Below are 24,492 nucleotides of genomic sequence, written 5' to 3'. Positions count from 1 at the left end.
ACATTACATGAATTTAATACGTTTTGCCTTACGCAAGCCGATATCCATCCTCGTACTCGTATTGGGACTTATTGTCTTTGGCATAGGTGCCGTTCGATCGATCAAGGTGGATATCCTGCCAAAAATGAACCTTCCGGTTATTTATATTGCTCATCCATTTGGTGGCTATTCGCCGGATCAAATGGAATCTTATTTTGCTAAAAACTACGTTAATATCCTTCTTTTTGCCAATGGGGTCAAGTCTATTGAGACCAAGAATATTCAAGGTCTGACCTTAATGAAAGTATCGTATTACGAAGACACCAACATGGCACAGGCTGCGGCCGAGCTAAGTGCCCTGGCCAATCGGATCCAGGCCTCCTTTCCTCCAGGCTCACAACCGCCGTTCATCATTCGCTTTGATGCCTCGTCGCTTCCTGTAGGTCAACTGGTATTGAGCAGTAGCAAACGATCCAATAATGAACTGCAAGATCTGGCCAACGTCTATGTCAGGGCATCATTTACATCAATCCCCGGCTTATTGTCCCCACCTCCTTTTGGGGGAAGTCCACGCACAATTGAGGTCAACGTTGATCCCGATTTAATGCGTAGCCACAATATGACACCCGACCAAGTCGTAGAAGCGCTACGACTGAACAATCAAACTGCCCCGGCAGGAAACGTACGCATTCAGGATAAAAACTACATTACGCCGACCAATAATACCATTAAAGAGGTCAAAGATTTTGAAAAAATCCCGCTATTTAAAGGTGGTGTACAAAATCTTTACCTTGGAGATATCGCTACGGTAAAGGACGGAGCTGATGTTACTGCAGGCTACGCCTTGGTCAACGGCAAGCGCTCCGTATACGTCAGTATTGCCAAAGCTGGCGATGCCTCCACATGGGAAGTCGTCCAGAACTTAAAAGCAGCTTTACCAAAAATTCAGGAGAATTTGCCCGACGACGTCAAGTTATCGTATGAATTTGATCAATCCGTTTATGTCATCAATTCGGTAAAGAGTTTGATTACAGAAGGTGCCATCGGAGCTATCCTGACCGGACTAATGGTTCTCTTATTTTTAGGGGATCGAAGAGCCGCGCTGATCGTTATCCTAACCATTCCGATTTCCGTGATATCCGGCGTACTCTTTCTGAAACTCTTCGGACAGACCATCAACCTCATGTCCCTCAGCGGACTAGCCTTGGCTATCGGCATCTTGGTCGACGAAAGTACCGTAACCATAGAAAATATACATCAGCATTTGGATATGGGTAAACCCAAAGCCTTGGCAATCTGGGATGCCTGTAAGGAGATCGCCCTACCAAAATTATTGATCCTGCTCTGTATACTAGCCGTATTTGCGCCTGCATTTACCATGACAGGCATTCCGGGCTCCTTATTTCTTCCCTTGGCTTTGTCCATTGGATTTTCGATGATCGTATCCTTTCTCCTTTCGCAGACATTCGTTCCCATCATGGCAAACTGGTTCATGAAAGATCATGCGCATAAGGCTCCACATGCGGCCAAACCCGCGGGTTTAAATGCAGATGAAGCCCAATTTGCAGCATCTGGGCTGACGGTAGAATCCGAACAGGATACCCTAAATCAGAAGAAACTATTGGTGGAACGTGAAGACTTTAACAACGATGGAAAGATCAGTATTTTTGAACGGTTTAGAAACAGATTCATGAAAATGATCGATCACTTGTTCAAAAGAAAGAAAACCATTACTGTGATCTATCTGCTTGGAGCAATAAGTCTTGTAGTCATTTTACTTAGCACAATCGGCCAGGACGTGTTTCCAAAAGTCAACTCGAGTCAGTTCCAAATGCGCCTTCGTGCAGCTGAAGGTACACGTATCGAACGCACCGAAGAAAAAGCAAAACTGGCGCTGGCCGAACTGGAAAAACTGGTTGGGAAAGAACATATTAGCATATCTTCTGTCTATATCGGTCAACACCCCGGACAGTTTTCAGTATCACCGATCTATCTTTTCATGGCTGGTCCACATGAAGCTGTTTTCCAAATTGCACTGAAAGACTACCATCACGATATGGACAGTTTCCGTGATGAATACCGGAAACGTCTGAAAGCAGCAGTTCCCGATGTACAGGTATCCTTTGAACCGATCGAACTTACGGATAAAGTATTAAGCCAAGGATCGCCTACTCCTATTGAAGTTCGGATAGCAGGAAAAAACAAAAAGAACAACGAGAAGTACGCCGGAAAATTGATCGAGGAGCTAAAAGCCATCCCTTATTTTAGAGATGTACAATTAGCACAATCCATTAAATATCCTTCGTATGATATTAAGATAGATCGCATCAGGGCTGCACAATTGGGTATCGATCTCAGCGAAGTGACACGATCGCTTATCGCGTCCACTTCTTCTTCGCGTTATACCGAAAAAAATACCTGGATCGATGAAAAGGCAGGACTCTCATACAACGTCCAAGTGCAGGTTCCCATCGATAAAATGAAAGATGAGAAAGAAATTGGTGAAATCCCTTTATTGAAAAATTCAGCGCGACCAATTCTGAGCGATGTTGCAACGATCACACCGTCCTTCACCTATGGAGAGAATGACAATTTGGGCGCGATGCCTTATGTATCAGTTACAGCAAATATTGATCATACAGATTTAAAAACAGCCTCCAAGGATGTAAAACGTAGTATCAAAGCCCTTGGTGAACTCCCTCGCGGTTTATCCATGGAGCAAATAGGCCTCGGAAAGGTGTTGGAAGAAACCATGAGCAGCCTTGAATCTGGTTTAGCTGTAGCAATTATCGTTATATTCCTGATGCTATCAGCCAATTTCCAATCGTTCAAAGTTTCTATGGTTGTGCTCACCACAGTTCCTGCGGTTGTGCTAGGCTCATTGATTCTGCTGTTGTTAACTGGGTCGACCCTCAATTTACAATCCTATATGGGGATTATCATGTCGGTGGGCGTATCCATTGCAAACGCCGTTTTGCTCATCACCAATGCCGAACATATCCGTCGGCATAATGGAGATGCGCTGGCTGCGGCTCGTGAGGCAGCATCCTTAAGACTCCGGCCAATTATCATGACCAGTTTGGCCATGATTGTGGGCATGCTACCCATGGCCATTGGCCATGGTGAAGGAGGCGAACAAGTTTCACCACTCGGTAGAGCCGTAATTGGAGGATTATTATTTTCGACATTCGCCGTACTCGTCATCTTACCACTCATATTTGCTTGGGCGCAAGAAAAAAGCAGTACACAATCGATCTCATTAGATCCTGAGGACAAAGAAAGTAAACACTATATTGCAGCATTAAAACCTTTATCGTAAAAGCAGTATAATCTATAAAATATGAAAAATAATTTGTTCAAAATATTATCTATCGCTGGTCTGATCGCATCCTTAGCAGGATGCCATTCGGCAGCCGAGGAAAATGCAAAAAAGGAAAGTCCGGAAGCTGTCACTCCGGCAATAGAAACATTTGCACCCTCAAAACAGAAATTAACAAACAAAATGCAGATCCCTGGGGAAATCAGTGGATTCCAACAGGTCGAGATTTACGCCAAGGTAAGCAGCTATGTCAAAAGCCTCAATGTGGACATCGGAAGTAAGGTCCATGCCGGCCAATTATTGGCTGTCTTGGAAGCTCCCGAATTGAGTTCACAGCTGTCAGCAGCAAAATCGCGGCTCAAATCGCAAGAAGCAGTTTATATGGCTACAAAGAGCACTTACGATAGACTCTTCGAAACCAGCAAGGTGGAAGGAACTGTGGCTAGACTCGATCTTGAGGTTGCTGAGTCAAAAAAGAATGCTGATTTTGCCCAGTACCAAGCCGCTAAATCAGCCTATGCAGAAGTACAAAACCTCTTGAATTATTTGGAAATCAGAGCACCCTTCGACGGTGTCATCGCAACAAGAAATGTCAATCAAGGCGCCTATGTTGGTCCAGCTGGCCGTGGTTCGGAAATGCCCATCATGACCATTCAACAACAACGTAAACTCCGGTTAGCCGTTGCTGTTCCGGAACAATATTCGGGTTTTCTAGCTGAAAACCAGCCCTTGCAATTTACCGTCAAATCATTGCCTGGACAAACCTTCTCCGGTAAGATTGCACGTAAATCGGGTGCCTTGGACAGTAGATTAAGATCCGAACGGGTAGAAATTGATATTAACAATATCGACAACAAGCTATTGCCCGGCATGGTCGCAGAGGTCGAATTACCTTTAACATCGCAAGACAGTACTTTCGTTGTGCCAAAATCAGCGGTATTTACTTCGGGCGAAGGAAGCTTTGTGATTGCTGTCGTTGCTGGCAAAACCCAACGCATCCCCGTACAGAAAGGGCGCAGCATCGATGGTCAGATTGAAATATTTGGTGACGTAAAACAAGATTCTAAATTGGTCAGCAAAGCGGATGAAGAGATTATAGACGGAACCTCAGTCAACTAGGATCGCTATAAAATCGCATAAAAACGGGCTTGTCCAATCTTTTTGGACAAGCCCGTTCTAATTTAAATACCCATAAATTTAAAGGGTTGGGCAGCCTTAAACAGCGTATTTGAAATGCCATTTATTGCCATCCCTTGCTTCATATCCAACTTCATCGTTGGAGCACCTTTCTTTAAATCAAATTTAGCCAGATCCACCCACAACGTTCCCGGAACCAATACATTCTCAAAATAATAGACTTTATTCTTCTGATCAGCTACAGATCGCCACCGCGTAGAGGAAATATTGGGCTCCGTTTCGGAACTTATTCCAAATGGAACCGAACAGTTTCTGATCACACTGAAAACGCTCGCAACAGAAAGCCGCAAATCATCTGTCTGCGGAATCGCATTAATGTAATAAGAAGCCCTCACAAAACGATCAGCAGCGCGGTTTGTTCCTGGAAGCATAATGGTTCCCGGAATTCCCTGCCAATACCTGTTTAGCGCAAGTTGATCTTCGAAGACAGGAGAATTTGTCATGACGGTATAAGCCGCATCGTGATGAATAACCAATTTCCCGTTAATGTATTCAAATATAGCGTTATCGCCTGTGGCATCTGAAAGCGATAAATGCACCGTCGTAAATTTGGTAGTGCCCGGGATATAATCACTTACAATCACAAATGGTTCATCCTTTAAGGCAGATACGGCTTCATTGACGGTCGCAAAATTATCCAAAACATATTGGGCCCAAGCCGAGATTGCAAGACCTTTTTTTGGTCCAGCTGGATCAAATTTAGGATAAGTAGATTCGACAAGCCAGAGTACATTGGCCACTAATCCCTTTTCATTTAAACCATCGACCGTAGCAATGTCCCACGCACTGGAAACAACACTACCATATTGTGAAGTCCACTGCAATGACTGCGGCCCTACCTCCCCGCTTCTTGCTACGCCGCGCGGAAATACCCATAAATTGGCCGCGATATCGTCTCTCCAGTCCATACTTCTAGCTGTGATAACGGTCTGATTAGGTCCTTTATAAACAACGCGTGTACAGGATCGACCTTCGTTAGCAACAAAAAGAAAGACGATCAACATAAATTGTGCAAGATACTTCATATGTATAGATTTTTTTAATAAGTGATACAGCTTTTTTGCCTTTGAGGACAAAAGGATCTAATATCTTAAACAATAATTCGGACTTATTGTTTGTCTAAGCTGTAACCGGCATGATTTAATCCGGCACAGCTTAGACGAGCATAAGCTACAGCAGTAGTAGATGGCTTTGGGTACTATTCAGTTGCTTTCGGGTCAATTGCTGCGGCCGCTGCAGTTAATGCCAAAGCACCCCCAACGATCATAGCCTCCTGTCCTTTTTTTTCCTTAACAGCCAGCACGTCTCCGCGCTTATTATACAGTTCTAGAATATTATTAAGTGCTACTGCACCGGTCTGCCAAAGCTGGACTGCATAAAATTTTTGCTCCGTAGTTTTAACAATAGCTTTACCATCTTCTAAAATCGAATAAGTCAAATAGCTACGTAAACTGTAAGGTGAATCAGCACCTTCAAATCGGGCAAGTTTTACCGCAAAACTTTCGCCACTCATATCATACATATACACTTTTTCTTTTTGGGATGATCGTACAATGGATTTAACATCGTTTTTAAAATCAAAATAATGCCCATCCACATAGGCATGCGGTGGGATAAGTACGACATCTTTAGGCAAACTTACCGACCCCGTGATATAACCGTTCACCCAAGTTTCGTTAAATATAGTGGATTTACTGGCGTTTATATCGGAAACCGAAGCATTCATCTTTCCATTAAAAGCAGCTTGTTCAGCAGAATAGCTTTGCGTTTTACCATTAATAACCATGGCCGAACTCTTAAGATCCCATAAGATCGGTTTATCGATTTTATTTTCTATCCGAAGGTAAATTCGACCATCTCTGTCGGCGAAGGAATAATCAATCTGTACCGTATCATTTTTAAATGAAAACGTTCCCTTGTCTTCGTCTTTTTTTACGTTCTCCCCATTGAACGTCATGAGATAGTTGGAAGAACAGGCTGAAAGAAAAACAGCACAATACATTAGCGGGAGAACTTTAAATACTTTTCGCATAATATCAGGATATCTTAGTGTAATTACACAGCACTAGTGCTGTTGTATAACAATATAAAAAACTATTATTAAAAAAACAGCGAACCGACATAAAATAATTTCCTAATTAGGGTATTAATCGCAAAGTATCGCTGTTGCTATAAAATAGAAAATGATCATTATATCCTTCTTAATGGAGAATATGGTATTCGATTGATCGTAATCATAAACAAAGCAAGGAATATTCTCAACTGTTGGTCAGATTAGCGCGACAAAAACGATTAAACGAATAGAAGTTTTTTTAACCGGAAGGCAAAAGCTATATTTACAATCAACTAAACCCAATTCAATGAAAGAGAAATTTATCGACAGAAAAGATCAACAGGCCAATAAGATATTTGAAAGAAGGACACTATCCTCCGATTATAGAACGATTATTCCCTTACTGTCTCCTGGCATGGAAATCTTGGATGTGGGCTGTGGTACCGGAACACTCACGAATGAGGTCGCGACTTATATCGGTGACGGAACCATAATCGGGCTCGATAATACACAGTCTTTTATAGATAGTGGCAATGAACTATATGGCAACACCAAAAATCTGAGCCTGGTCTGCAGCAATATTTTTGATTATCAGCCTCCACATCCGTTCGACCTGATTATAACGGCGCGCACCGTGCAATGGTTAAGTGATGTTCCCAGAGCATTAGGCTTATTTAAATCTTGGTTAAAACCTGGCGGACAAATCTCTATTTTAGACTACAATCATACCGCCATTGAATGGACCCCCGCTCCGCCAGAAAGCATGCGCACATTTTACCGCACTTTCCTGCAATGGAGAGCAGATGCAGGGATGAACAATCGTGTTGCTGATGAGGTCGCTGCACTGCTCCAGCAAGCAGGTTTCCATTCGGTTCAGGTTATCAATGCCGATCAGATCTACAAAAAAGGAGAAGCTAACTTTAATACCAATCTGGCCATTTGGAACAAAGTCGCCCAGTCGCGACAAATGGTTACGGAAGGGTATATCTCGGACGAACTTCGCTTACAGGCTATCGCCGAATACAGCCAATGGATCGAAACAGAAGCGAAAAGCATGACACTTAAAATGAACGATGTACGGGCTAAAGTATAATCTCCTTTTATTCGTTTTCCTCCTACTGACACTCCCCGGCCTGGCCGTAAAAGCACAGCTCAGGGATACCATGATCAATGTAGGCAACCACAACCTTCATTTTACTTTAATGGAGGGAAAAGGTATCCCCATTGTCTTTGAATCTGGGGGAGGAAATGATGCTTCCGTTTGGAGAAAATTATTGGAGCCCCTATCCAGCAAATTGGGTGCACCGTTAATTACTTATGACCGGGCGGGCTTTGGAAAAAGTGAAATAGACACCGTTAACATTAGCTTGACAAATGAAGTAAAGGATCTTAAAACTGCCTTGCAGCAATTGGGCTATCGTGATCGGTACTTTTTTGTTGCCCACTCCTTCGGTGGTAACTATACGATGAAATTTATAACGACCAATCCCGGACAGGTTGTCGGCACCGTAATGATCGATATTGTCTCCCCTTATTTCATGACTATGGAGCGATCCAAATCATTGAAGAGAGAATATGCCAGTGAGCTTGATCACATAAAAAAAGAAAGCTTAGGGTTCTATCACCTCGTTTTAAACTACGAAGCGTCAACGGCTGTTTTACATGAGGTTGCTGAAAAAATCAATGTCCCTATGACTGTCATTGGCTCAGGAAAATCACCTTTTGAAGAACCCGATCGCAGTTTATTTATTGCTGCCCTTAAAAAATTTGCTGATCAAAAAAGCAATAGACGTTATATTTTAGCCGAAAAAGCGGAGCATCATGTCTTTTACGATGAACCGGATTTAGTTATTGATGAAATCGTCAAACTATATCAACAAACCGCATTCGAGTAATCAAAAAGTCTATCGCTAAAACCGATTTTATTTGTAGCTTAGCAAGGCTGTACAACACACAACAACTTATCTTATGGATCATCAGGCCCAAAATGTCATCGATACACCGAGCAACAATACGGTGTTTATGGTATGGAATTTCCACGAAAATGGGATCGTCAAGGATGTCTTCCAACGCTTATGTGCATTGGTTGTCAATCTCAACAATTCGGCGCAGGTACGTTCAAATCTCGTGAAGGCCAGCGTGGTATTGGGCATTAGCCACCATGCGTGGAAAAAGCTGGAACTCAACGAACCTATGCCAAAGGAATTGGTTCCTTTCGAACCCATCATTGGTCAAAAACATGTTGCTGTGGCTACCCCCGGCGATGTACATTTCCATATTCGCGCTTATGAAAAAAGCTATTGCATTGACATGGCGACCGAAATAGCAGCCTTATTAAGTCCCGTTGCGGATTGCAAGGAGGAAGTTCATGGGTTCAGATATTGGGATGGCCGAAGTATCTTGGGTTTTGTCGACGGAACGGAAAATCCCCTTGGTGAGGATCGTGCTTTCTTTGGTATCGTAGGTGATGAGGATGCAGCCTATAAGGGTGGAAGCTATTTATTTGTGCAAAAATATATTCATGACATGAATGCCTGGCGTTCTTTACCCGTCGCCGATCAGGAAAAGGTCATCGGCAGAAGCAAAGCAAACGATATTGAGATGGGCGACGATGAAAAACCGGCTAATTCTCATTCGGCCCTGGCCAATGTCGGTGACGATTTAAAGATTGTGCGCGATAATATGCCTTTTGGGCAAATCGCAACAAATGAAATGGGAACCTACTTTATCGCTTACGCCAGTACATTCAGTACGGTACAATTAATGCTGAAAAGAATGTTTATCGGTGAACCTGAAGGAAATTACGATAGAATACTAGACTTTAGTACGGCGCATACCGGCTCCCTGTTCTTCTGTCCAACAATCAATATGCTGAAAGAATTTGCAGATTAAAACCTATTTATCCGCTATCTCGGATCATTTTCAACAGCATATCCCAACGAAGTGCAATGGATCATGGAATCTGGTCCCACAAATATATTTTTCAAACGACACAACAAAAAAATGGAAATCACTATTATTCAGCTAGGTGACGAAAACATTGCTGAAGTTAAAGGTTCAGGCGTCTTTATCCATAATCTCGATGATGGTCTACAGATTATGGTCGACTGTGGCGCGCAAGAAGCGTACAAAGCAATTATTTATCAAGAGAACATCACGGATGACTTCTTCGAACTTAAAACAAAACTTGCCGGTGAAATTCTTCAAAAATATACGCAGTATGGCTTTGACATTGCCATCGTTGGCGATTTCTCCAAATACAACAGCAAAAGTTTAAACGATTTTATCTACGAAAGCAATAAATCAAAAAAAATCAATTTTGTAGGTACGCGTGAAGAAGCGATAGCCAGATTTTCAAAACGTTAAACCATGCGCATTGATTCAGAAAGATTAGCGATTCGGCCCATCATGCCGGAAGACAGTCGGGCAATATTCGGGTATCGTTCAGATAAAGAAACCAATAAATACCAGGGCTGGATTCCAGACTCTTTGGCAGAAGTCGATGAATTTATAGCAAAAAACCCAAACACGTTCAATCTTCCAGAGTCCTGGTTTCAGCTCGTTATGACCGACAAAATAGCAAAGGCTGTAATCGGCGATATTGGCGTTCATTTTTTTGGTGCTGAACACCTGCAGGTGGAATTGGGCTGTACGATAAAAAAAGAATTCCAGCAACAGGGATATGCCAAAGAAGGACTGAAAACAGTTATAGAGGCCCTGTTCCGTCAGTATCATAAACATCGGATCACGACCTCGGTAGCTCCAGAAAACAAGGCATCCAGGCAGCTCTTAACAAGTCTGGGATTTCGTCAGGAAGCTCATTTTGTAAAAAGCTATTTCCATAACGGTCAATGGGAAGATGATGTGGTCTTTGCTATCCTTGCCGAAGAGTGGAAATCAGCAAAATAAGTCGCCCTTTCGCGACTTATTTTGCTGTACGATCGATCCAATCGGCATAAGAAAGCACGCCCAATTCGGGCCTACCCTCCCCTTCCAAAACTGCGATAAACTCCAATTGGTTGCCATCCGGATCATTAAAGTATATGGCCAATGCAGGCATCCATGCAAAGACCATCGGTGCTTCGATACCATCTTTTAAAAAATTGTAGGGTGTCAGATCACGTTTTTTCAGATAATCCACGGCATAATTTAATATATCCGCTTTATTTGCGCTAAAAGCAAAATGTCTGGGTTGAAAGTTTGTTTCTTCCTGCCACAGGCCCAACATATAGTCTTTTCCGGTTCCAATCCATAGAAAAACAATGGGACGTGTCGGATCACGATGTGCCACACGTAATCCCAGTACCTCCGTATAAAATGCGACAGACTTAGCTAAATCCCGCACCTGAATATGCGTTTCGTATAAACCTTGTATCATGAGTTATTTCATTTTATTAAAATTATTTCGATCCATTAATAGCGCTCTCGTGATGTAAATGCAAAATCGGATAGGATTTCCCCATACCATCTACAGGTGAGCGTCCGATGAGCTGATATCCTTTTTTCAGATAAAAATCAACCGCCTGCTGGTTTTGCTCATTGACATCAACTTTATATACCTGAAGCTTATCCAGTACATGCTGTAGTGCCACAGTCCCGAGACCTTTCCCCCTGTATGCTGAATCTACAAATAACATTTCCAGATTATCGTCGGAGACAGCGAAAAAAGCTGTAGGCTGTCCGTTGTCATCTATGACATATACCTTTAATTGTGGTAAGTACTCGGTTGGGATCAGCCTCTTATATAACTGAAGATCCTCCTCCTTCAAAAAATCATGTGTCGCCCGAACCGAATTTTCCCAAATGTGCAGAATTGCTGCATAATCAGCTTCGCTTGCCGCTCTTATTTCCATAACTATTATCTCGCTCTAAAAAAATGTTTACACGGTATCGCAGCAGAAAAGCATTCTTATAAAAACTTCCCGTCCGCTTTACAGAAAGGCAATGTAAGTTAAATTGGAGAACTAAAATCATGAAAAAGTTAAATAAGACAGAAAGATGATGATTTAAGTTCCGATAATTTGATTTAAGAGAAAACAACCTTATCTTGTAAATAAACACATTAGCCATGCACAATACGTTACGATTTGAAAAATACCTATTGGAAGATTTTGATGCTTTCCACGACCTGGTGAAAGCGGATGATGTCATGAAATATATTACCGGCAAAGGATTAACTGAAGAACAGGCCCGCAGAAAATTCGATTCGATTCTCGCGATCAACCAGGATCCAGATTTAGGCTACTTTAAAGTCATTGAAGCCGATACACAAAGACTTTTGGGGGACTGCAAACTGGTTAACTATAAAAAAGATCCAACAGTATTCGAAATTGGTTATTTGCTCCGCAAAGAACATTGGGGAAAGGGGCTGGGAACACAGATTTGCGAGTCGATGCTAGCCCTTGCCACAACATTAAATCCAGATAAAGATGTGATTGGTATTATTGATCCCGATAACACCGCATCGAGACGACTACTGAGCAAATTCGGATTCAAAAGTTTCTTCGTTGGGATAGAAGACGATATTGCCACAGAAAAATTGCTGCTCAAACGGACAGCATCCGAATAAACAAAGCCCATACGAATATTGAAAACAATAGGAACTGTATATGCCCAAACCGAACAAAAAGTCAATGAAGTTTAAGGTAAAAACAACTTATAATACACACGAAAGTCTTCAAGATACCTTATCATTCTTTGGCGTAAATTGCCACCGCCCCTATTATATTTCTTCTGGAAATCCAATTTTTGAATACCCAAGCAATGCTTTTCGTATTGATTATTATGCCATCTGTATCTGTACGGCGGGCGATATTGATATTCAGGTAGACAATCAGGAATACCATATCTCGACAAATCATATCCTCGTATCCGCCCCAACAACAATTATCCGCTTTTCGCAGGTCAGTCCCGACTTTAGAATGAAGCTACTCTTTTTTGACAAAGCGTTCCTGCTTAAACATATTGTCAATCCATTCTTTATTGAGCAACTGGGGCTTTTCAAAAATTCGACCTTTACCATTGTCAGCTATCAAGACAAACAAATTGACAAGCTATTAAAATTAATAGACTACCTTAAAGAAGTTACCTTAAGGACAACGCATTTTACAGCAGATATTATCCGCACGATCATCTTTAACCTACTGCTAGAGATCGCCGACGAATTGGCCTCTAAGGACCAAAATGCAATAGAGAATGTACAAGAGTCCAACAGTCTGTTCTATAAGTTTACAGACCTGGTGCAGCGACATAGCAATCAATACAAAGAGGTACAATATTACGCCGACCAGTTATTTATTTCAAACAAATACCTTATTCAGGTTGTTAAAAGAGCATCAGGTAAAACGCCACATGAAATTATTGATGAGCATGTACTTAAAGAAGCCTATGTGCTGCTCGGGAATCCCGAAAAGACAATCTCAGAAATTTCTTATGAAATCGGATTTAATTCCATCTCTGCATTTGGTCGTTTTTTCAAAAAATACGCCACCTTATCGCCATCTGAATACCGAAAGCGACAAAATATGTAGATAGAGGAAATTCGGTAGAACAATAGCGAATTTGAGGGCACAAATGATTAAGGTGGTCTTAGTAACTTTACTCAAGAATTAAAAAACATAAGAATCATGAAAGAAATCACCTCAAAATTCGACAAAGTATTAAATGCATCTGCTGAATATGGAAATGTAAATCATGAACCTGATTCAAGCAAAGAACAACAACGTAATACGCCGAAAAAATCGATGCCCTTTTCTGATCAGATCGGAAACTATCAACGTAATAAAGGTATTCCACCAAAATCATATAAAGACAGTAAAATCTACATCGTCGGAAGTGGTATAGCAGGGATGTCTGCAGCCTACTATTTTATCCGGGATGGCCATGTTCCTGCTGAAAACATCACCTTCCTTGAACAGCTCCATGTGGAAGGCGGCTCGTTAGATGGTGCCGGAAATGCAACCGACGGCTATGTCATCCGCGGGGGCCGGGAAATGGATATGACCTACGAAAATCTTTGGGACATGTTTCAGGACATTCCTGCATTGGAGATGCCTGCGCCCTACAGTGTCCTGGATGAGTACCGTTTGATTAATGACAACGACTCCAACTATTCCAAAGCAAGGCTTATTCATAAACTGGGTGAGATAAAAGATTTCAGTAAGTTTGGCCTAGGTAAGCTAGATCAGCTGGCCATCATTCGATTGCTGCTCAAAAATAAAGAAGATTTAGATGATTTAACCATCGAAGACTACTTCAGCGAGTCATTTTTATCCAGCAATTTCTGGACTTTCTGGCGGACCATGTTTGCTTTCGAAAACTGGCATAGTTTACTTGAGCTGAAATTGTACATGCACCGTTTTTTGCATGCGATCGATGGATTGAACGATCTTTCATCACTTGTATTCCCAAAATACAACCAATACGATACCTTTGTGACCCCTTTGCGCAAAGTACTCCAAAGCAAAGGTGTAAACATTCGATTCAATGTGTTGGTCAAAGACCTGGATATCCAAAGCAATACCGATGGAAAAGTTGTGGAAGCCCTGATTACAGAACAAGATGGCAAAGAAGTGAAAATACCGGTCGGAAAAGAAGATTTCGTCATTGTGACCACCGGATCAATGACAGAAGATACTTTCTACGGGGACAACAAAAATGCGCCGATCATCGGTATCGACAACAGCAGCAGCGGTCAGAGTGCAGGCTGGAAACTCTGGAAAAATCTCGCCGCGAAATCGGCCATATTCGGCAAACCCGAAAAGTTCTGCAGTAACATCGAAAAATCGGCCTGGGAATCTGCAACCCTTACCTGTAGACCTTCGGCGTTGGTCGAAAAACTCAAAGAATATTCGGTTAATGACCCTTATTCTGGAAAAACCGTTACGGGCGGTATTATTACCATTACCGACTCCGATTGGCTGATGAGTTTCACCTGTAATAGACAACCTCATTTCCCCGGCCAACCGGATGATGTTCTTGTCTTGTGGGTATATGCTTTATTTATGGATAAAGAAGGAAATTACATCAAAAAGCCAATGCCACAATGTACCGGAGATGAGATTCTGGCTGAACTATGTTACCATTTGGGCATTATCGATCAACTGGACGATGTCATCAACAATACGATTGTACGTACGACATTTATGCCCTACATTACCTCTATGTTTATGCCAAGAGCAAAGGGTGACCGTCCGAGAGTGGTACCTGAGGGTTGTAAAAACCTGGGCTTAATCGGTCAGTTTGTTGAAACCAACAATGATGTGGTCTTTACGATGGAAAGCTCGGTACGTACCGCACGGATTGCCGTGTACGAACTGTTAAATTTAAACAAACAGGTTCCGGATATCAATCCGTTACAATATGATATCCGCCATCTTTTAAAAGCGGCCAAAACATTAAACGATGACAAACCGTTTGTGGGTGAAGGTTTGTTGCGCAAAGTACTTAAAGGTACTTACTTCGAACATATCTTACCGATCGGTTCAGAGGAACAGGAAGAACATGAATCGTTCTTGACTGAACAGATCACCAAATTCAAAGATTGGTTAAAAGGAATTAAAGGATAAGGATTACAACCTGCACCATGTCTCCGTGGTGCAGGTTTTTACGAATTGAAAAAACAATAACATCATGGACTTTAAAAATATAACGATAGCTGGAAGTGGCGTTTTAGGTTATCAAATCGCTTTCCAAACAGCCTTTCATGGCTATCATGTCACCGTGTATGACATCAGCGACGATGTATTAAAAAAAGCTGCCGCAAAATTTGATATTTTAGCGCAGGGATTCGAGAAAGATCTACAGGCAAGTAAAGAACAACTGGCTGCGACTTTCGATAGACTCAGCTATAGTTCAGATCTTGCATCGGCTGTAGCAAAAGCAGATCTTCTGATCGAAGCCGTTCCCGAAAATCCCGCTATTAAAATTGGCTTCTACCAAGAGCTGGCCAAAGTCGCACCGGAGAAAACCATTTTTGCCACAAACTCCTCAACCTTGCTACCAAGTCAATTTGCACAAGAAACCGGCCGCCCCGAGAAGTTCTTGGCATTGCACTTTGCCAACGAAATCTGGAAGCACAATACGGCCGAAATTATGGGCCATCCGGGTACAGACAAAGCGGTATTTGAGCAGGTTGTAAATTTTGCAAAATCGATTGGCATGGTTGCACTCCCGCTGCATAAAGAACAGCCTGGTTATATTGTAAACTCCTTGCTTGTTCCCTTACTTTCCGCAGCAACGGATCTTTTGGTCAACGAAGTAGCTGATGCAGAGACAATCGACAAAACCTGGATGGTTGCCACCGGAGCTCCAACTGGCCCCTTTGGGATACTCGATATTGTAGGAATCACGACAGCGTATAATATCAACAAAATGAGTGCTGAGGCAACAAATGACCCTGTAAAGATTAAAACAGTGGCCTATCTAAAAGAACATTTTATAGACAAAAACAAATTAGGCGTCGCTACTGGAGAGGGGTTCTATACCTACCCCAACCCCACGTATCAATCGCCTGACTTTTTAAAGTAAGTTGGCCATAAGCAACAAATCGTCCCAACATACATCTGGGGCGATTTGTTGGTTCTAACGTCCGTTATGGTGCCTGCGATTAACGGATGGGACATGGACTCCTTTGCTAATTGGCATAAACAGCATTCAGCCATGCAAAAGTTGAGCGATGCTGTTCATTCAATACCGGTTTATTGATGCCCATTGTTTTAAGAATGGCGTCGAAGGCTTCACCGATCATAAAATCATCGCGGTTACTAAAAAACGAAATCACCAGATCTTTCTGAACGTCCATATAGACCATATTGTGAAATCCGGTAGATTCACCCGAATGAAACAAGATTGTATGATCGCCAAGATGCTGTATAAACCATCCCAAGTGATAGGCTATTCCATCCTTTACCGGCATTGCGTTTTGGGCTAACAACTGTTTCAGCTCCGGCTGTTGTAACCTGTCTTTTATTAAAAAATTCGCCCATGTATGATACTCATCGGCAGATAAGTAAACACCACCATCACCCTGTGTCGCACTGGTCACACTCTGATCGGCAAACAGATAGGAATTTTTCCCTACATGATAACCATATGCTCGCTCTTCCACTGTATCACCGGGTGTATAAACCATTCCCTTGATAAGGCCTATGGGTTTAAACAATTGGCCTTTGACAAAGGATGCAAAGGACTGTTTAGCCACCCGTTCAACAATTAGAGACAATAGACAATATCCCGTATTGCTATAGCGAAATTGACTTCCCGAAGGAAAATACAAACGATCAGTCTGCCTGACATACTTCAGCACATCCTTATCCGACACTTGGTCTTTCCTTTCTTTTGGTATCAATTCCTCATAATCCCAAATACCCGATGTATGTTGCAGAAGTTGGGCAACCGTAATATCTTTCAACGCAATGGGGAGATCTTCAAAAAAAAGGGACAATTGATCCTCCAGTTTTAAACGCTTTTGAAGCACTAAAGCATAGATCGCTTGCGCAGTTATTTGCTTGCTCACAGAGGCCAAACGAAAATGCGAACTGGCTGTAATCGCACGTTTTTCGGTCAAATCAGCCTGCCCAATGGCATAGCGATAAACAACAGTACCATGTTGACTAATGACACAAGCGACGCCTGGCGCAGTCTGTTCGTTGTAATAGGCTGCAATGCTGTTATCCAATTTTGACTTATCAATTTTTTGTCCCATAACCATACTTGTTACACAGATCAAAATAAAGCTCAATTTTAAGTTCCTCATATTTTTTAAGGCACATTTCGGTTTATATTATTAGCAGCTCGCAAAAGGTACATTCGTCAATGTGAAGTCCAGCTCGCTGATCTTCAAAAATCGCTATTTTACGGCAATGCTTGGCTCTTTTTTGTACATTTTTATTTATTTCTTTTATTTTTGCTTTCAAGCTTCATTTCTCATGAAGTCCAATTGGCCCAGGATCCTTCCGCCAGTTTTTTATTAAAATCACAACAGACTATGTTTTTTATTTACAGTATCTACGACTTTGTATTAGCAGAAAAAAGTGTTACAACAACATTAAAAAAAGAAAACGCGCCAAGAACCTTCACCTTACAGATTATTACCCCAGCCCGGCGGTTTATTGGCTTACCTTTCGGTGGCGGATTTGTCAAACTTTCCAGACTGTATGACGAACATGGTAAATTGATTCACGCACGCAATTATTCAGATGAATTAAAAGCGGAGATCAAATCGTTCAAAAGTCAGTATAGCATCCCCTATTTCCAGTTATGGAAGGGATTCCTAATTGTCGCTGCGGCAATTCTAATCTGGGCAGTCATTTATGGCGTCAAGAATAAATTGGGAAATCAACAGCGGGAAAAAGAGGTTGGCCAAATGATTGATCAGTTGAAGCAATTAAAAGCCGGCCAACTGTATGGTGCAACATTTTTTACCGATCAGGAAGGCAACAGCATAGACGGACTTCCAGCAGGTTGGATCAAGATCGATAAAATCATAGGGGATACGGTTTTTATACATCGGTCAAAGCAGCTCGATACCTCCTCGGCACTCTTTGACATGAAGAATATCGCTTCATTCAAGCCTCAATCGACCGACGAGTGGCAGGAAAAAACTGAAAAAATGGATTTTAATCTATTGAAAAAGCAGCTTCAGGATGCTGCGACAAAAAAAGTTGACCTGCTTTATATCGGCAAAGACCACGATACATATTCGGGTGTTATCTTAACGATAAAAGGTAGTGAATAGTTCTTATCTTCGGGTATACTTACCGTATTAACCTTTCAGCTCATGCAAGCTATACGATGGTGTTAATGCATAGCAAACTCAAGATCGAGCGTATCAATCGAGATCGATCTTGAGTTTAATTTTTAATACTTGATCTCTTCGTCAACGTCATATTTCATACCCGGATAGTGCAGTAATCTTCGCATCAAGGCAATCTGTCCGGCAAGATAATCTTCCCTCCCGACACACATGCCAATAAAATTCAATTTATTCTCCTCAATAAAAGGAATATTCATATTGATCGTAAAGATTTCAGCCAGCTTCGCATCATCCACTTGAAGCAAGGCAGCATAGACCTTTGGTGATATCGCTTTAAAATTTTCTTTTAATTCCTGCACACTGGGATAGTGATAACTTTCATCGAGTGTCTTTCCCATAAAAAACAGATCATGGTATGGATCGTTTTCCTGAAGGCCAAGCACATGTGCCATGGCATAGCGCACATTCACAAAATTACCCGCCATCCATACGATATGGTTGGTCTGGCCATCAATTCGTTTTAATGCATCCTCTTCCGAAATGCCGTCCAACGCATTCAAAAAAATTTGACTGTGCATTCGATAAGCAGGAATGATGATTTCCAATTTTAATGATTTCGGTGTATCCATTTCGTTTTGATTTTTATATTAAACATCTGATTTAGAATAAAATTACACGTTTTAAAAGAGCTTACACTTGTCGTATGGCAAGAAATAAAAATGATCAAAATTGACAGATCATTGCGAAATAAATTCTAAATTTCTACTAAATTGAAATTCTATCTTTACGATATGAAGATTTTGATCATAGAAGACGAATTGGAACTGGCCAAAAGCATCGCAACATATCTTAGCGAACAACACTATTTATGCGAATTTGCGCCAACTCTGCAGGATGCTCTGGACAAAATTCAGCTATACCAGTACGATTGTATCTTACTGGACATCGGTCTACCAGATGGAAATGGTTTAAAATTGCTGGAAGAATTAAAGGCGCAGCGAAAGCAAGATGGCGTGATCATCATTTCTGCAAAAAATGCCTTGGACGACAAAATACACGGACTACAATTGGGAGCCGACGATTATCTAACCAAGCCTTTTCACTTATCTGAACTTACAGCACGAATCTATTCGCTGATACGTCGCAAACAATTCAACAGCGCAAATATTGTTGTGCAAAATGAAATACAGATTGATCTCCTCGCAAAAACGGTGATCGTCAATGAGCTGCCCATCGTACTGACGAAAAAAGAATTCGATCTACTCATGTTTTTTATCGGCAACAAAAATAAAGTGATTTCCAAAAGCACCTTGGCCGAACACCTGTCTGGCGACATTGCTGATATGCTCGACAACCATGACTTTGTGTATGCCCATGTCAAAAATCTAAAGAAGAAATTGCAGGACGCCGGAAGCCAACCCTATATTAAAACAGTATACGGTACGGGTTACAAGTGGGAAAATTAAATCAATGAGATGAAACCCCTACTCCGCAAAATAACGACCCCCTTTCTACTCTATGTATTGATCGTACTTGGTGTCAGTATTCCCGTTTATTATTTTGTGATCGACGGTATATGGAAAAGTGAGCTGGACGAACATAACGAAATTATTGTCAAAAAAACAGCTTACGAACTCAACAGATTACAGCTGTCTGAAGATAGGCTCCAAGCCAGCATTGCTTTATGGAATAGCATACAACCTGAAACGAACATACAGAAAGTGAGGCCGGGTGATTTATTACAAGATAGTGTTTATACCATTGAAAAACCACAGCGTTTTGTCGAACCAAAGACAATTGACCGATTTAGATGCCTGTCTTCTGTTATTCAGATCAACGGTGTATCCTATCGCTTTACTGTACAAACAAATATTGAAGAATCTGTAGAGACTATCGCCGCTATCGCAGCGACGACGCTATTTTTCTTTGTTATCTTAGTCATTGGATTACTTATTCTTTCCCGAAAAATATCACTTCGCCTCTGGAAACCATTTCGCGATACGGTAAACAAGTTAAAGGCCTTTAATCTCAATAGTCAACAACAGATTAGCTTTCAGCAAACGGATACGATAGAATTCCACGAACTCAACCAATCCCTGTCCAAGCTTCTTGAACAAAACCTGGCCGTATACCGATCACAAAAGGAATTCACCGAAAATGCTTCACATGAATTGCAAACACCGTTGGCCATCTTAAAAAATAAGTTAGATATCTTATTGCAATCCCCGGATCTAAGCAATGAGCAGTACCAACTTTTTGAAGATATGCATAAAGCGCTTTCACGCAGTAGCCGAATCAACCGCAATCTGCTGCTGCTTGCCAAGATAGATAATAGTCAATTCGATCACTCAGAAAGTATTCCTATGGACAGGCTGGTTTCACAGTGTATTGAAGTCATGCAAGAGCACTTTGAGCTGAAAAACCTACTGCTGCTACAAGATATACAGCCTTCGGTCCTGCTTACAGGAAATAGTAGCCTGACCGAAATCCTGATCAACAATCTACTCCTAAACGCCATACGTTACAGTAATGCCAACGACACCATTGCGATACACCTGACTCAAGCAGCTTTAAGGGTACATAACCCCGGGTCAACAGCCTTAGATAAAAAACTTCTCTTCAAGAGATTTTCCAAGCTTTCAATAAACAGCCAAGGCAGTGGTTTAGGGCTGGCAATTATAACTGAAATCGCCAGGTATCAGGGCTGGACTGTCGATTATCATTTTGAAAATAATCAGCATATTTTTTCCATTCATTTTTAAAATTCCAAAAGTATTCCCTGGAAAGTTTTATTTGCATATCCGTTTAAATTTAACTTAGTTTGATACTTTTGTATGAGCGATGCATGGATAGCCCATGATTTGGTGTCATAATTAAACTTCGATGCATCGAGGCTTTTAACGTTTTTCCTTATATGAAGATTCTCCTAGTCGAAGATGACGTACGTGTCGCAGGATTGATCAAACGCGGACTTGATGAAAATGAATTTCAGACAGCTATTGCCTACGACGGTATATCTGGGAAGAAAATGGCCCTACAACACGACTTTGATCTTATCATAACCGATATCGTGCTCCCTAAGATGGATGGATTGGATCTCTGCAAAGAAATTCGTCATATCAAACCCGATGTTCCCATTATTATGTTAACGGCATTAGGAACTACAGATGATAAAATTGAAGGTTTTGACGCCGGAGCGGATGACTATCTGGTCAAGCCTTTTGAAATGCGTGAACTGCTCGCCCGCATCAGAGTCCTGCTCAAAAGATATCAAAAACAAGATACTCTCACGGGAACAATCTTGCGTTATGGTGATCTGGAAATGAACCTCCATAACAAAAATGTCAAAAGGAATAATACCGAAATCCATTTGACACCCAAGGAGTTCAAATTACTCCATTATTTATTACAACATCCCGAACGCGTGCTTTCGAGAACAGAAATTGCAGAAAAAGTGTGGGAAACTCATTTTGATACCGGGACGAACTTCATTGATGTCTACATCAACTATCTACGTAAAAAAATCGACAAAGATTTTGCGACAAAATATATCCATACCAAATCTGGAATGGGCTTTATGTTAAAACAAGACTAATGCGAATCAGAACCCGAATCTCTAAATTATACACGCTGATTACAGCGACAATATTGCTGATATTCGCCAGCACAATCTATTTCTCAGCGGTAGAGAATCGGGAAAAAGAATTTTACGCCCTTTTGAAAAAAGAAGCTTACACCAAAGCAAACCTTTTTTTGAATGCAAAAGTTGACAAAAAGACCTTAGAAGATATCTACCACAACAACCGCAAAATTCTCAACGAAGTCGAGGTTGCAATTTACGACACGAGTTTTGACCTCTTATATCATGATGCCGTAGATATTGATTTTGTCAAAGAGACACCAGCCATGCTGCAGAATATTCTAAAAAATAAGGAAATAAAATTCTATCAGGATAAATGGCAAGTCATTGGCATGACCTTTCCGTATAAAAACAAAACTTACCTCATTACTGCAGCTGCCTATGACCAATATGGCTACAATAAACTAAACAGTCTGTTGTCGACTATTCTTCTGGTTTTCATCTTGGCTATATTTCTGATCTATGCAGCAGGAATATTCTTTTCCAAAAAGGTCTTTAAACCTATTCTGGAAATGACACAACGCGTAAAAACCATTTCTGCGACAAGCTTAGATGCCCGGCTTACGAGTAGCGGAAATAAAGACGAGCTTGCCGAGTTGGCCAGTACATTCAATGCGATGCTCGACCGCCTCGAGAACTCCTTTGATGCCCAAAAGCATTTTGTTTCCAATATCTCACATGAACTCAGAACCCCATTGGCCGCAATGATTGCAGAGCTCGAGATTTCTGCCAATAAGGACCGTAGTATAGTGGAGTATAAAACAGTCATCGACAATACACTAAATGATGCCCAGAAGCTTAAGAAACTATTTAATAGTTTGCTTGATTTTGCCAAAGCAAGTTACGACAGTTCCGAAATAGCGTTTAAGACCTTACGCATTGACGAAATACTAATTGATGCATGCCAACAGGTTCTTCAGTTAAATCCACATTATAAACTTGACGTTTTCGTCGACCCAGCGATTGAAGATGAAAAACTCCTATCCATCAATGCAAATGAATATCTATTGCAGGTCGCCTTTGTCAACCTCATTGAAAACGCCTGTAAATTTTCGTCCAATCAAAAATGTCTAATCGCCATCAAATCGGATGAAAGTAGGATTCACCTCGAATTTAAAGATGACGGAATAGGCATTGACCCGGTCGATCTTCCCCAAATATTTACGCCTTTTTATCGCGGCAACAACAAAGACTATAGCGAAGGAAATGGTATTGGTCTTTCACTCACCCGAAAAATTGTCCTTCTTCACCAAGGCGAGATCGGTATCCGGTCGACAAAAGGTATTGGAAGTGTTTTTAGCATTGATATCCCACACCGCTCCCTATTCTAATAAAATTCTAATTTTTTTCTAAAGCCTCTCTAACCGGCATATCGGGAGCAGGTGGATAGTTTTGCGGTATGATTAACCGTACAATCAACTATTCGACCCAATCCTTGAAGTACATGAATTGGATCCCTGTTCTGCTGTTGCTGCATGCGTGCAACAGCCAGTCTTCCGAAGGTCCCAGCCAATCGCCGACCATCAGCGCAGCTGGAGACACCGTGACCGTTAGTGAAAATACGTCCCTGTTATCGAAGCTCAAATTTGTTACGGCGACCAATGCACAACATGCGCTGAAACTAAATGCAGCTGCTACAGTGAAGATTATTCCCAGCAGCTACGTGGAGATTCCCGTACCTTTTGCTGGACGGATAATCAAGTCGCATAGGACTCTTGGTCAAAAAGTAGCCATCAACACGCCTTTATTTTCAATTAGTTCATCCGACTATTTTGAGGCGCAAAGGGCCTATCTCGATGCCAAACAAGCCTATATGCTTGCTGAACATATGTTAAAGCGCCAAAAAGATTTAATGACGCATGGTGTTGGCACCAAAAAAGAACTCGAAGAAGCGGAAACAAATTTTGCAATGAGCGACGCTGCCCTTGGAAATGCCAGGGCTGCATTAAAAATATTCGACAGCAACCTGACCAATATTGTTCTCGGCCAGCCCCTCCTCGTCCGTTCACCTATTCAAGGGGAAATTTTAAGTAGTTCAATTGTCCTTGGTCAATACACGAAAGAAGACGCTCCAGCATTGCTCCGCATTGCTGAATTGTCAAAGGTCTGGGTATCGGCCTACATCAAAGAAAAAGACCTGCCGGCCATCAATCAACTTGCGCATGTTGACGTTCGTACAGATGCTATCCCCGATAAAAAAATACAGGGGAAAATTATTCATATTAATCAATTTGTCGACGAATCAAGCCGAAATATTGAAGTCCTCATTGCATGCGAAAATACCGACCGTACATTAAAACCGGGGATGTATGTCAATGCCGAATTCGAACAGCGTATGACTTCGACACTTTTTATTCCGGCAAAAGCTGTATTTCAATTTAACGATAAGAGTTTTGTTTGGGTCAAAACGTCCTCCAATACCTTCGTCAAGCGCTATGTCACTACTGGGGTAACAGAAGGTGATGCAATCCAGATTTTAACCGGCCTGCTTCCGCAGGAACAGATTGTTGGTGAAGGTGCCTTTTATTTAACCCCCAGCTTGTAATGGG

At 41.6% G+C, this 24,492-nt stretch carries 23 protein-coding genes; 17 read left to right on the top strand and 6 right to left on the bottom strand.

The window, feature by feature from the left end; all coding sequences use genetic code 11:
• Window positions 1-7: 7 nt before the first annotated feature.
• On the top strand, window positions 8-3,298 hold the full coding sequence (locus B3600_RS13940; RefSeq protein WP_286753332.1) for an efflux RND transporter permease subunit: 3,291 nt from the start codon (window positions 8-10) through the stop codon (window positions 3,296-3,298).
• A gap of 21 nt (window positions 3,299-3,319) precedes the next feature.
• A complete protein-coding gene (locus B3600_RS13935) occupies window positions 3,320-4,417 on the top strand; it encodes an efflux RND transporter periplasmic adaptor subunit (protein ID WP_286753331.1) in 1,098 nt (365 codons plus the stop codon).
• Window positions 4,418-4,479: 62 nt separating this feature from the next.
• Here B3600_RS13935 and B3600_RS13930 read toward each other — a convergent pair whose 3' ends face one another.
• Together B3600_RS13930 and B3600_RS13925 are read right to left on the bottom strand one after the other, a co-directional pair.
• Window positions 4,480-5,520 carry a linear amide C-N hydrolase gene (locus tag B3600_RS13930; RefSeq protein ID WP_286753330.1) on the bottom strand — a complete coding sequence of 347 codons (1,041 nt, stop codon included), beginning with the start codon at window positions 5,518-5,520 and terminating at the stop codon, window positions 4,480-4,482.
• Window positions 5,521-5,693: 173 nt separating this feature from the next.
• Entirely contained in the window at window positions 5,694-6,527 is an 834-nt protein-coding gene (locus B3600_RS13925) for a hypothetical protein (protein ID WP_286753329.1), read from the bottom strand.
• A gap of 328 nt (window positions 6,528-6,855) precedes the next feature.
• Here B3600_RS13925 and B3600_RS13920 point away from each other — a divergent pair, with 328 nt between their 5' ends.
• The 5 genes from B3600_RS13920 to B3600_RS13900 all read left to right on the top strand — a co-directional run bounded on the left by B3600_RS13920 (window position 6,856) and on the right by B3600_RS13900 (window position 10,457).
• A complete protein-coding gene (locus B3600_RS13920; RefSeq protein ID WP_286753328.1) occupies window positions 6,856-7,641 on the top strand; it encodes a methyltransferase domain-containing protein in 786 nt (261 codons plus the stop codon).
• Entirely contained in the window at window positions 7,622-8,443 is an 822-nt protein-coding gene (locus B3600_RS13915) for an alpha/beta fold hydrolase (protein WP_286753327.1), read from the top strand. Before B3600_RS13920 ends, B3600_RS13915 begins: the two co-directional genes overlap by 20 nt.
• Window positions 8,444-8,516: 73 nt before the next feature.
• Complete coding sequence (locus B3600_RS13910; RefSeq protein ID WP_286753326.1) at window positions 8,517-9,440, top strand: Dyp-type peroxidase; 924 nt, start codon at window positions 8,517-8,519, stop codon at window positions 9,438-9,440.
• 111 nt (window positions 9,441-9,551) lie between these two features.
• Window positions 9,552-9,914, top strand: a complete 363-nt coding sequence (locus tag B3600_RS13905) for a DUF4180 domain-containing protein (protein WP_046675035.1) — start codon at window positions 9,552-9,554, stop codon at window positions 9,912-9,914.
• 3 nt (window positions 9,915-9,917) lie between these two features.
• Entirely contained in the window at window positions 9,918-10,457 is a 540-nt protein-coding gene (locus B3600_RS13900) for a GNAT family N-acetyltransferase (protein ID WP_286753325.1), read from the top strand.
• Window positions 10,458-10,473: 16 nt separating this feature from the next.
• On the opposite strand, the gene B3600_RS13895 is transcribed toward B3600_RS13900, so the two are convergent.
• On the bottom strand, window positions 10,474-10,926 hold the full coding sequence (locus B3600_RS13895) for a VOC family protein (protein WP_046675033.1): 453 nt from the start codon (window positions 10,924-10,926) through the stop codon (window positions 10,474-10,476).
• Window positions 10,927-10,948: 22 nt separating this feature from the next.
• A complete protein-coding gene (locus B3600_RS13890) occupies window positions 10,949-11,401 on the bottom strand; it encodes a GNAT family N-acetyltransferase (protein WP_286753324.1) in 453 nt (150 codons plus the stop codon).
• A gap of 215 nt (window positions 11,402-11,616) precedes the next feature.
• On the opposite strand from B3600_RS13890, the gene B3600_RS13885 reads away from it, so the two are divergent.
• The 4 genes from B3600_RS13885 to B3600_RS13870 all read left to right on the top strand — a co-directional run bounded on the left by B3600_RS13885 (window position 11,617) and on the right by B3600_RS13870 (window position 16,076).
• Window positions 11,617-12,117, top strand: coding sequence for a GNAT family N-acetyltransferase (locus tag B3600_RS13885; RefSeq protein WP_286753323.1), 501 nt, complete (start codon window positions 11,617-11,619; stop codon window positions 12,115-12,117).
• A 64-nt stretch (window positions 12,118-12,181) separates the two neighbouring features.
• The gene (locus B3600_RS13880; RefSeq protein WP_286753322.1) at window positions 12,182-13,078 is read left to right on the top strand and encodes a helix-turn-helix domain-containing protein; all 897 of its coding nucleotides are present in this window, start codon (window positions 12,182-12,184) and stop codon (window positions 13,076-13,078) included.
• 96 nt (window positions 13,079-13,174) lie between these two features.
• A complete protein-coding gene (locus B3600_RS13875) occupies window positions 13,175-15,115 on the top strand; it encodes an oleate hydratase (RefSeq protein WP_286753321.1) in 1,941 nt (646 codons plus the stop codon).
• Window positions 15,116-15,179: 64 nt separating this feature from the next.
• Window positions 15,180-16,076, top strand: a complete 897-nt coding sequence (locus B3600_RS13870; protein ID WP_286753320.1) for a 3-hydroxyacyl-CoA dehydrogenase — start codon at window positions 15,180-15,182, stop codon at window positions 16,074-16,076.
• Between the two features lie 106 nt (window positions 16,077-16,182).
• Here B3600_RS13870 and B3600_RS13865 read toward each other — a convergent pair whose 3' ends face one another.
• The gene (locus B3600_RS13865) at window positions 16,183-17,304 is read right to left on the bottom strand and encodes a serine hydrolase domain-containing protein (RefSeq protein ID WP_286753319.1); all 1,122 of its coding nucleotides are present in this window, start codon (window positions 17,302-17,304) and stop codon (window positions 16,183-16,185) included.
• Between the two features lie 231 nt (window positions 17,305-17,535).
• Between B3600_RS13865 and B3600_RS13860 the strand changes: the two genes are divergently transcribed.
• Window positions 17,536-18,285, top strand: a complete 750-nt coding sequence (locus B3600_RS13860; protein ID WP_286753317.1) for a hypothetical protein — start codon at window positions 17,536-17,538, stop codon at window positions 18,283-18,285.
• Between the two features lie 122 nt (window positions 18,286-18,407).
• On the opposite strand, the gene B3600_RS13855 is transcribed toward B3600_RS13860, so the two are convergent.
• Window positions 18,408-18,932, bottom strand: coding sequence for a DinB family protein (locus tag B3600_RS13855; protein ID WP_046675027.1), 525 nt, complete (start codon window positions 18,930-18,932; stop codon window positions 18,408-18,410).
• 162 nt (window positions 18,933-19,094) lie between these two features.
• Between B3600_RS13855 and B3600_RS13850 the strand changes: the two genes are divergently transcribed.
• The 5 genes from B3600_RS13850 (at window position 19,095) to B3600_RS13830 (ending at window position 24,488) form a co-directional block, all read left to right on the top strand.
• Complete coding sequence (locus B3600_RS13850; protein WP_046675026.1) at window positions 19,095-19,769, top strand: response regulator transcription factor; 675 nt, start codon at window positions 19,095-19,097, stop codon at window positions 19,767-19,769.
• 9 nt (window positions 19,770-19,778) lie between these two features.
• Window positions 19,779-21,065, top strand: coding sequence for a sensor histidine kinase (locus B3600_RS13845; protein ID WP_286753316.1), 1,287 nt, complete (start codon window positions 19,779-19,781; stop codon window positions 21,063-21,065).
• A 152-nt stretch (window positions 21,066-21,217) separates the two neighbouring features.
• The gene (locus B3600_RS13840) at window positions 21,218-21,898 is read left to right on the top strand and encodes a response regulator transcription factor (protein ID WP_286753315.1); all 681 of its coding nucleotides are present in this window, start codon (window positions 21,218-21,220) and stop codon (window positions 21,896-21,898) included.
• On the top strand, window positions 21,898-23,274 hold the full coding sequence (locus B3600_RS13835; RefSeq protein ID WP_286753314.1) for a HAMP domain-containing sensor histidine kinase: 1,377 nt from the start codon (window positions 21,898-21,900) through the stop codon (window positions 23,272-23,274). The genes B3600_RS13840 and B3600_RS13835 overlap by 1 nt, the downstream gene beginning before the upstream one ends.
• A 113-nt stretch (window positions 23,275-23,387) precedes the next feature.
• Window positions 23,388-24,488 carry an efflux RND transporter periplasmic adaptor subunit gene (locus B3600_RS13830; protein ID WP_286753313.1) on the top strand — a complete coding sequence of 367 codons (1,101 nt, stop codon included), beginning with the start codon at window positions 23,388-23,390 and terminating at the stop codon, window positions 24,486-24,488.
• The last annotated feature ends 4 nt before the right edge of the window (window positions 24,489-24,492 follow it).

Source organism: Sphingobacterium sp. UBA2480 (assembly GCF_002341965.1).
Lineage (GTDB): Bacteria > Bacteroidota > Bacteroidia > Sphingobacteriales > Sphingobacteriaceae > Sphingobacterium > Sphingobacterium multivorum.
Note: the sequence above shows the minus strand (reverse complement) of the source record. Positions and strands in the feature narration are given on the sequence as shown.

Coding starts and splice junctions, on each gene's coding strand:
- B3600_RS13835 (WP_286753314.1), top strand. CDS start 21,898: ATGCGAATCAGAACCCGAATCTCTAAATTATACACGCTGATTACAGCG.
- B3600_RS13925 (WP_286753329.1), bottom strand. CDS start 6,527: ATGCGAAAAGTATTTAAAGTTCTCCCGCTAATGTATTGTGCTGTTTTT.
- B3600_RS13895 (WP_046675033.1), bottom strand. CDS start 10,926: ATGATACAAGGTTTATACGAAACGCATATTCAGGTGCGGGATTTAGCT.
- B3600_RS13855 (WP_046675027.1), bottom strand. CDS start 18,932: ATGGATACACCGAAATCATTAAAATTGGAAATCATCATTCCTGCTTAT.
- B3600_RS13930 (WP_286753330.1), bottom strand. CDS start 5,520: ATGAAGTATCTTGCACAATTTATGTTGATCGTCTTTCTTTTTGTTGCT.
- B3600_RS13890 (WP_286753324.1), bottom strand. CDS start 11,401: ATGGAAATAAGAGCGGCAAGCGAAGCTGATTATGCAGCAATTCTGCAC.
- B3600_RS13885 (WP_286753323.1), top strand. CDS start 11,617: ATGCACAATACGTTACGATTTGAAAAATACCTATTGGAAGATTTTGAT.
- B3600_RS13915 (WP_286753327.1), top strand. CDS start 7,622: ATGTACGGGCTAAAGTATAATCTCCTTTTATTCGTTTTCCTCCTACTG.
- B3600_RS13860 (WP_286753317.1), top strand. CDS start 17,536: ATGTTTTTTATTTACAGTATCTACGACTTTGTATTAGCAGAAAAAAGT.
- B3600_RS13845 (WP_286753316.1), top strand. CDS start 19,779: ATGAAACCCCTACTCCGCAAAATAACGACCCCCTTTCTACTCTATGTA.
- B3600_RS13850 (WP_046675026.1), top strand. CDS start 19,095: ATGAAGATTTTGATCATAGAAGACGAATTGGAACTGGCCAAAAGCATC.
- B3600_RS13940 (WP_286753332.1), top strand. CDS start 8: ATGAATTTAATACGTTTTGCCTTACGCAAGCCGATATCCATCCTCGTA.
- B3600_RS13910 (WP_286753326.1), top strand. CDS start 8,517: ATGGATCATCAGGCCCAAAATGTCATCGATACACCGAGCAACAATACG.
- B3600_RS13920 (WP_286753328.1), top strand. CDS start 6,856: ATGAAAGAGAAATTTATCGACAGAAAAGATCAACAGGCCAATAAGATA.
- B3600_RS13870 (WP_286753320.1), top strand. CDS start 15,180: ATGGACTTTAAAAATATAACGATAGCTGGAAGTGGCGTTTTAGGTTAT.
- B3600_RS13935 (WP_286753331.1), top strand. CDS start 3,320: ATGAAAAATAATTTGTTCAAAATATTATCTATCGCTGGTCTGATCGCA.
- B3600_RS13880 (WP_286753322.1), top strand. CDS start 12,182: ATGAAGTTTAAGGTAAAAACAACTTATAATACACACGAAAGTCTTCAA.
- B3600_RS13900 (WP_286753325.1), top strand. CDS start 9,918: ATGCGCATTGATTCAGAAAGATTAGCGATTCGGCCCATCATGCCGGAA.
- B3600_RS13875 (WP_286753321.1), top strand. CDS start 13,175: ATGAAAGAAATCACCTCAAAATTCGACAAAGTATTAAATGCATCTGCT.
- B3600_RS13905 (WP_046675035.1), top strand. CDS start 9,552: ATGGAAATCACTATTATTCAGCTAGGTGACGAAAACATTGCTGAAGTT.
- B3600_RS13830 (WP_286753313.1), top strand. CDS start 23,388: ATGAATTGGATCCCTGTTCTGCTGTTGCTGCATGCGTGCAACAGCCAG.
- B3600_RS13840 (WP_286753315.1), top strand. CDS start 21,218: ATGAAGATTCTCCTAGTCGAAGATGACGTACGTGTCGCAGGATTGATC.
- B3600_RS13865 (WP_286753319.1), bottom strand. CDS start 17,304: ATGAGGAACTTAAAATTGAGCTTTATTTTGATCTGTGTAACAAGTATG.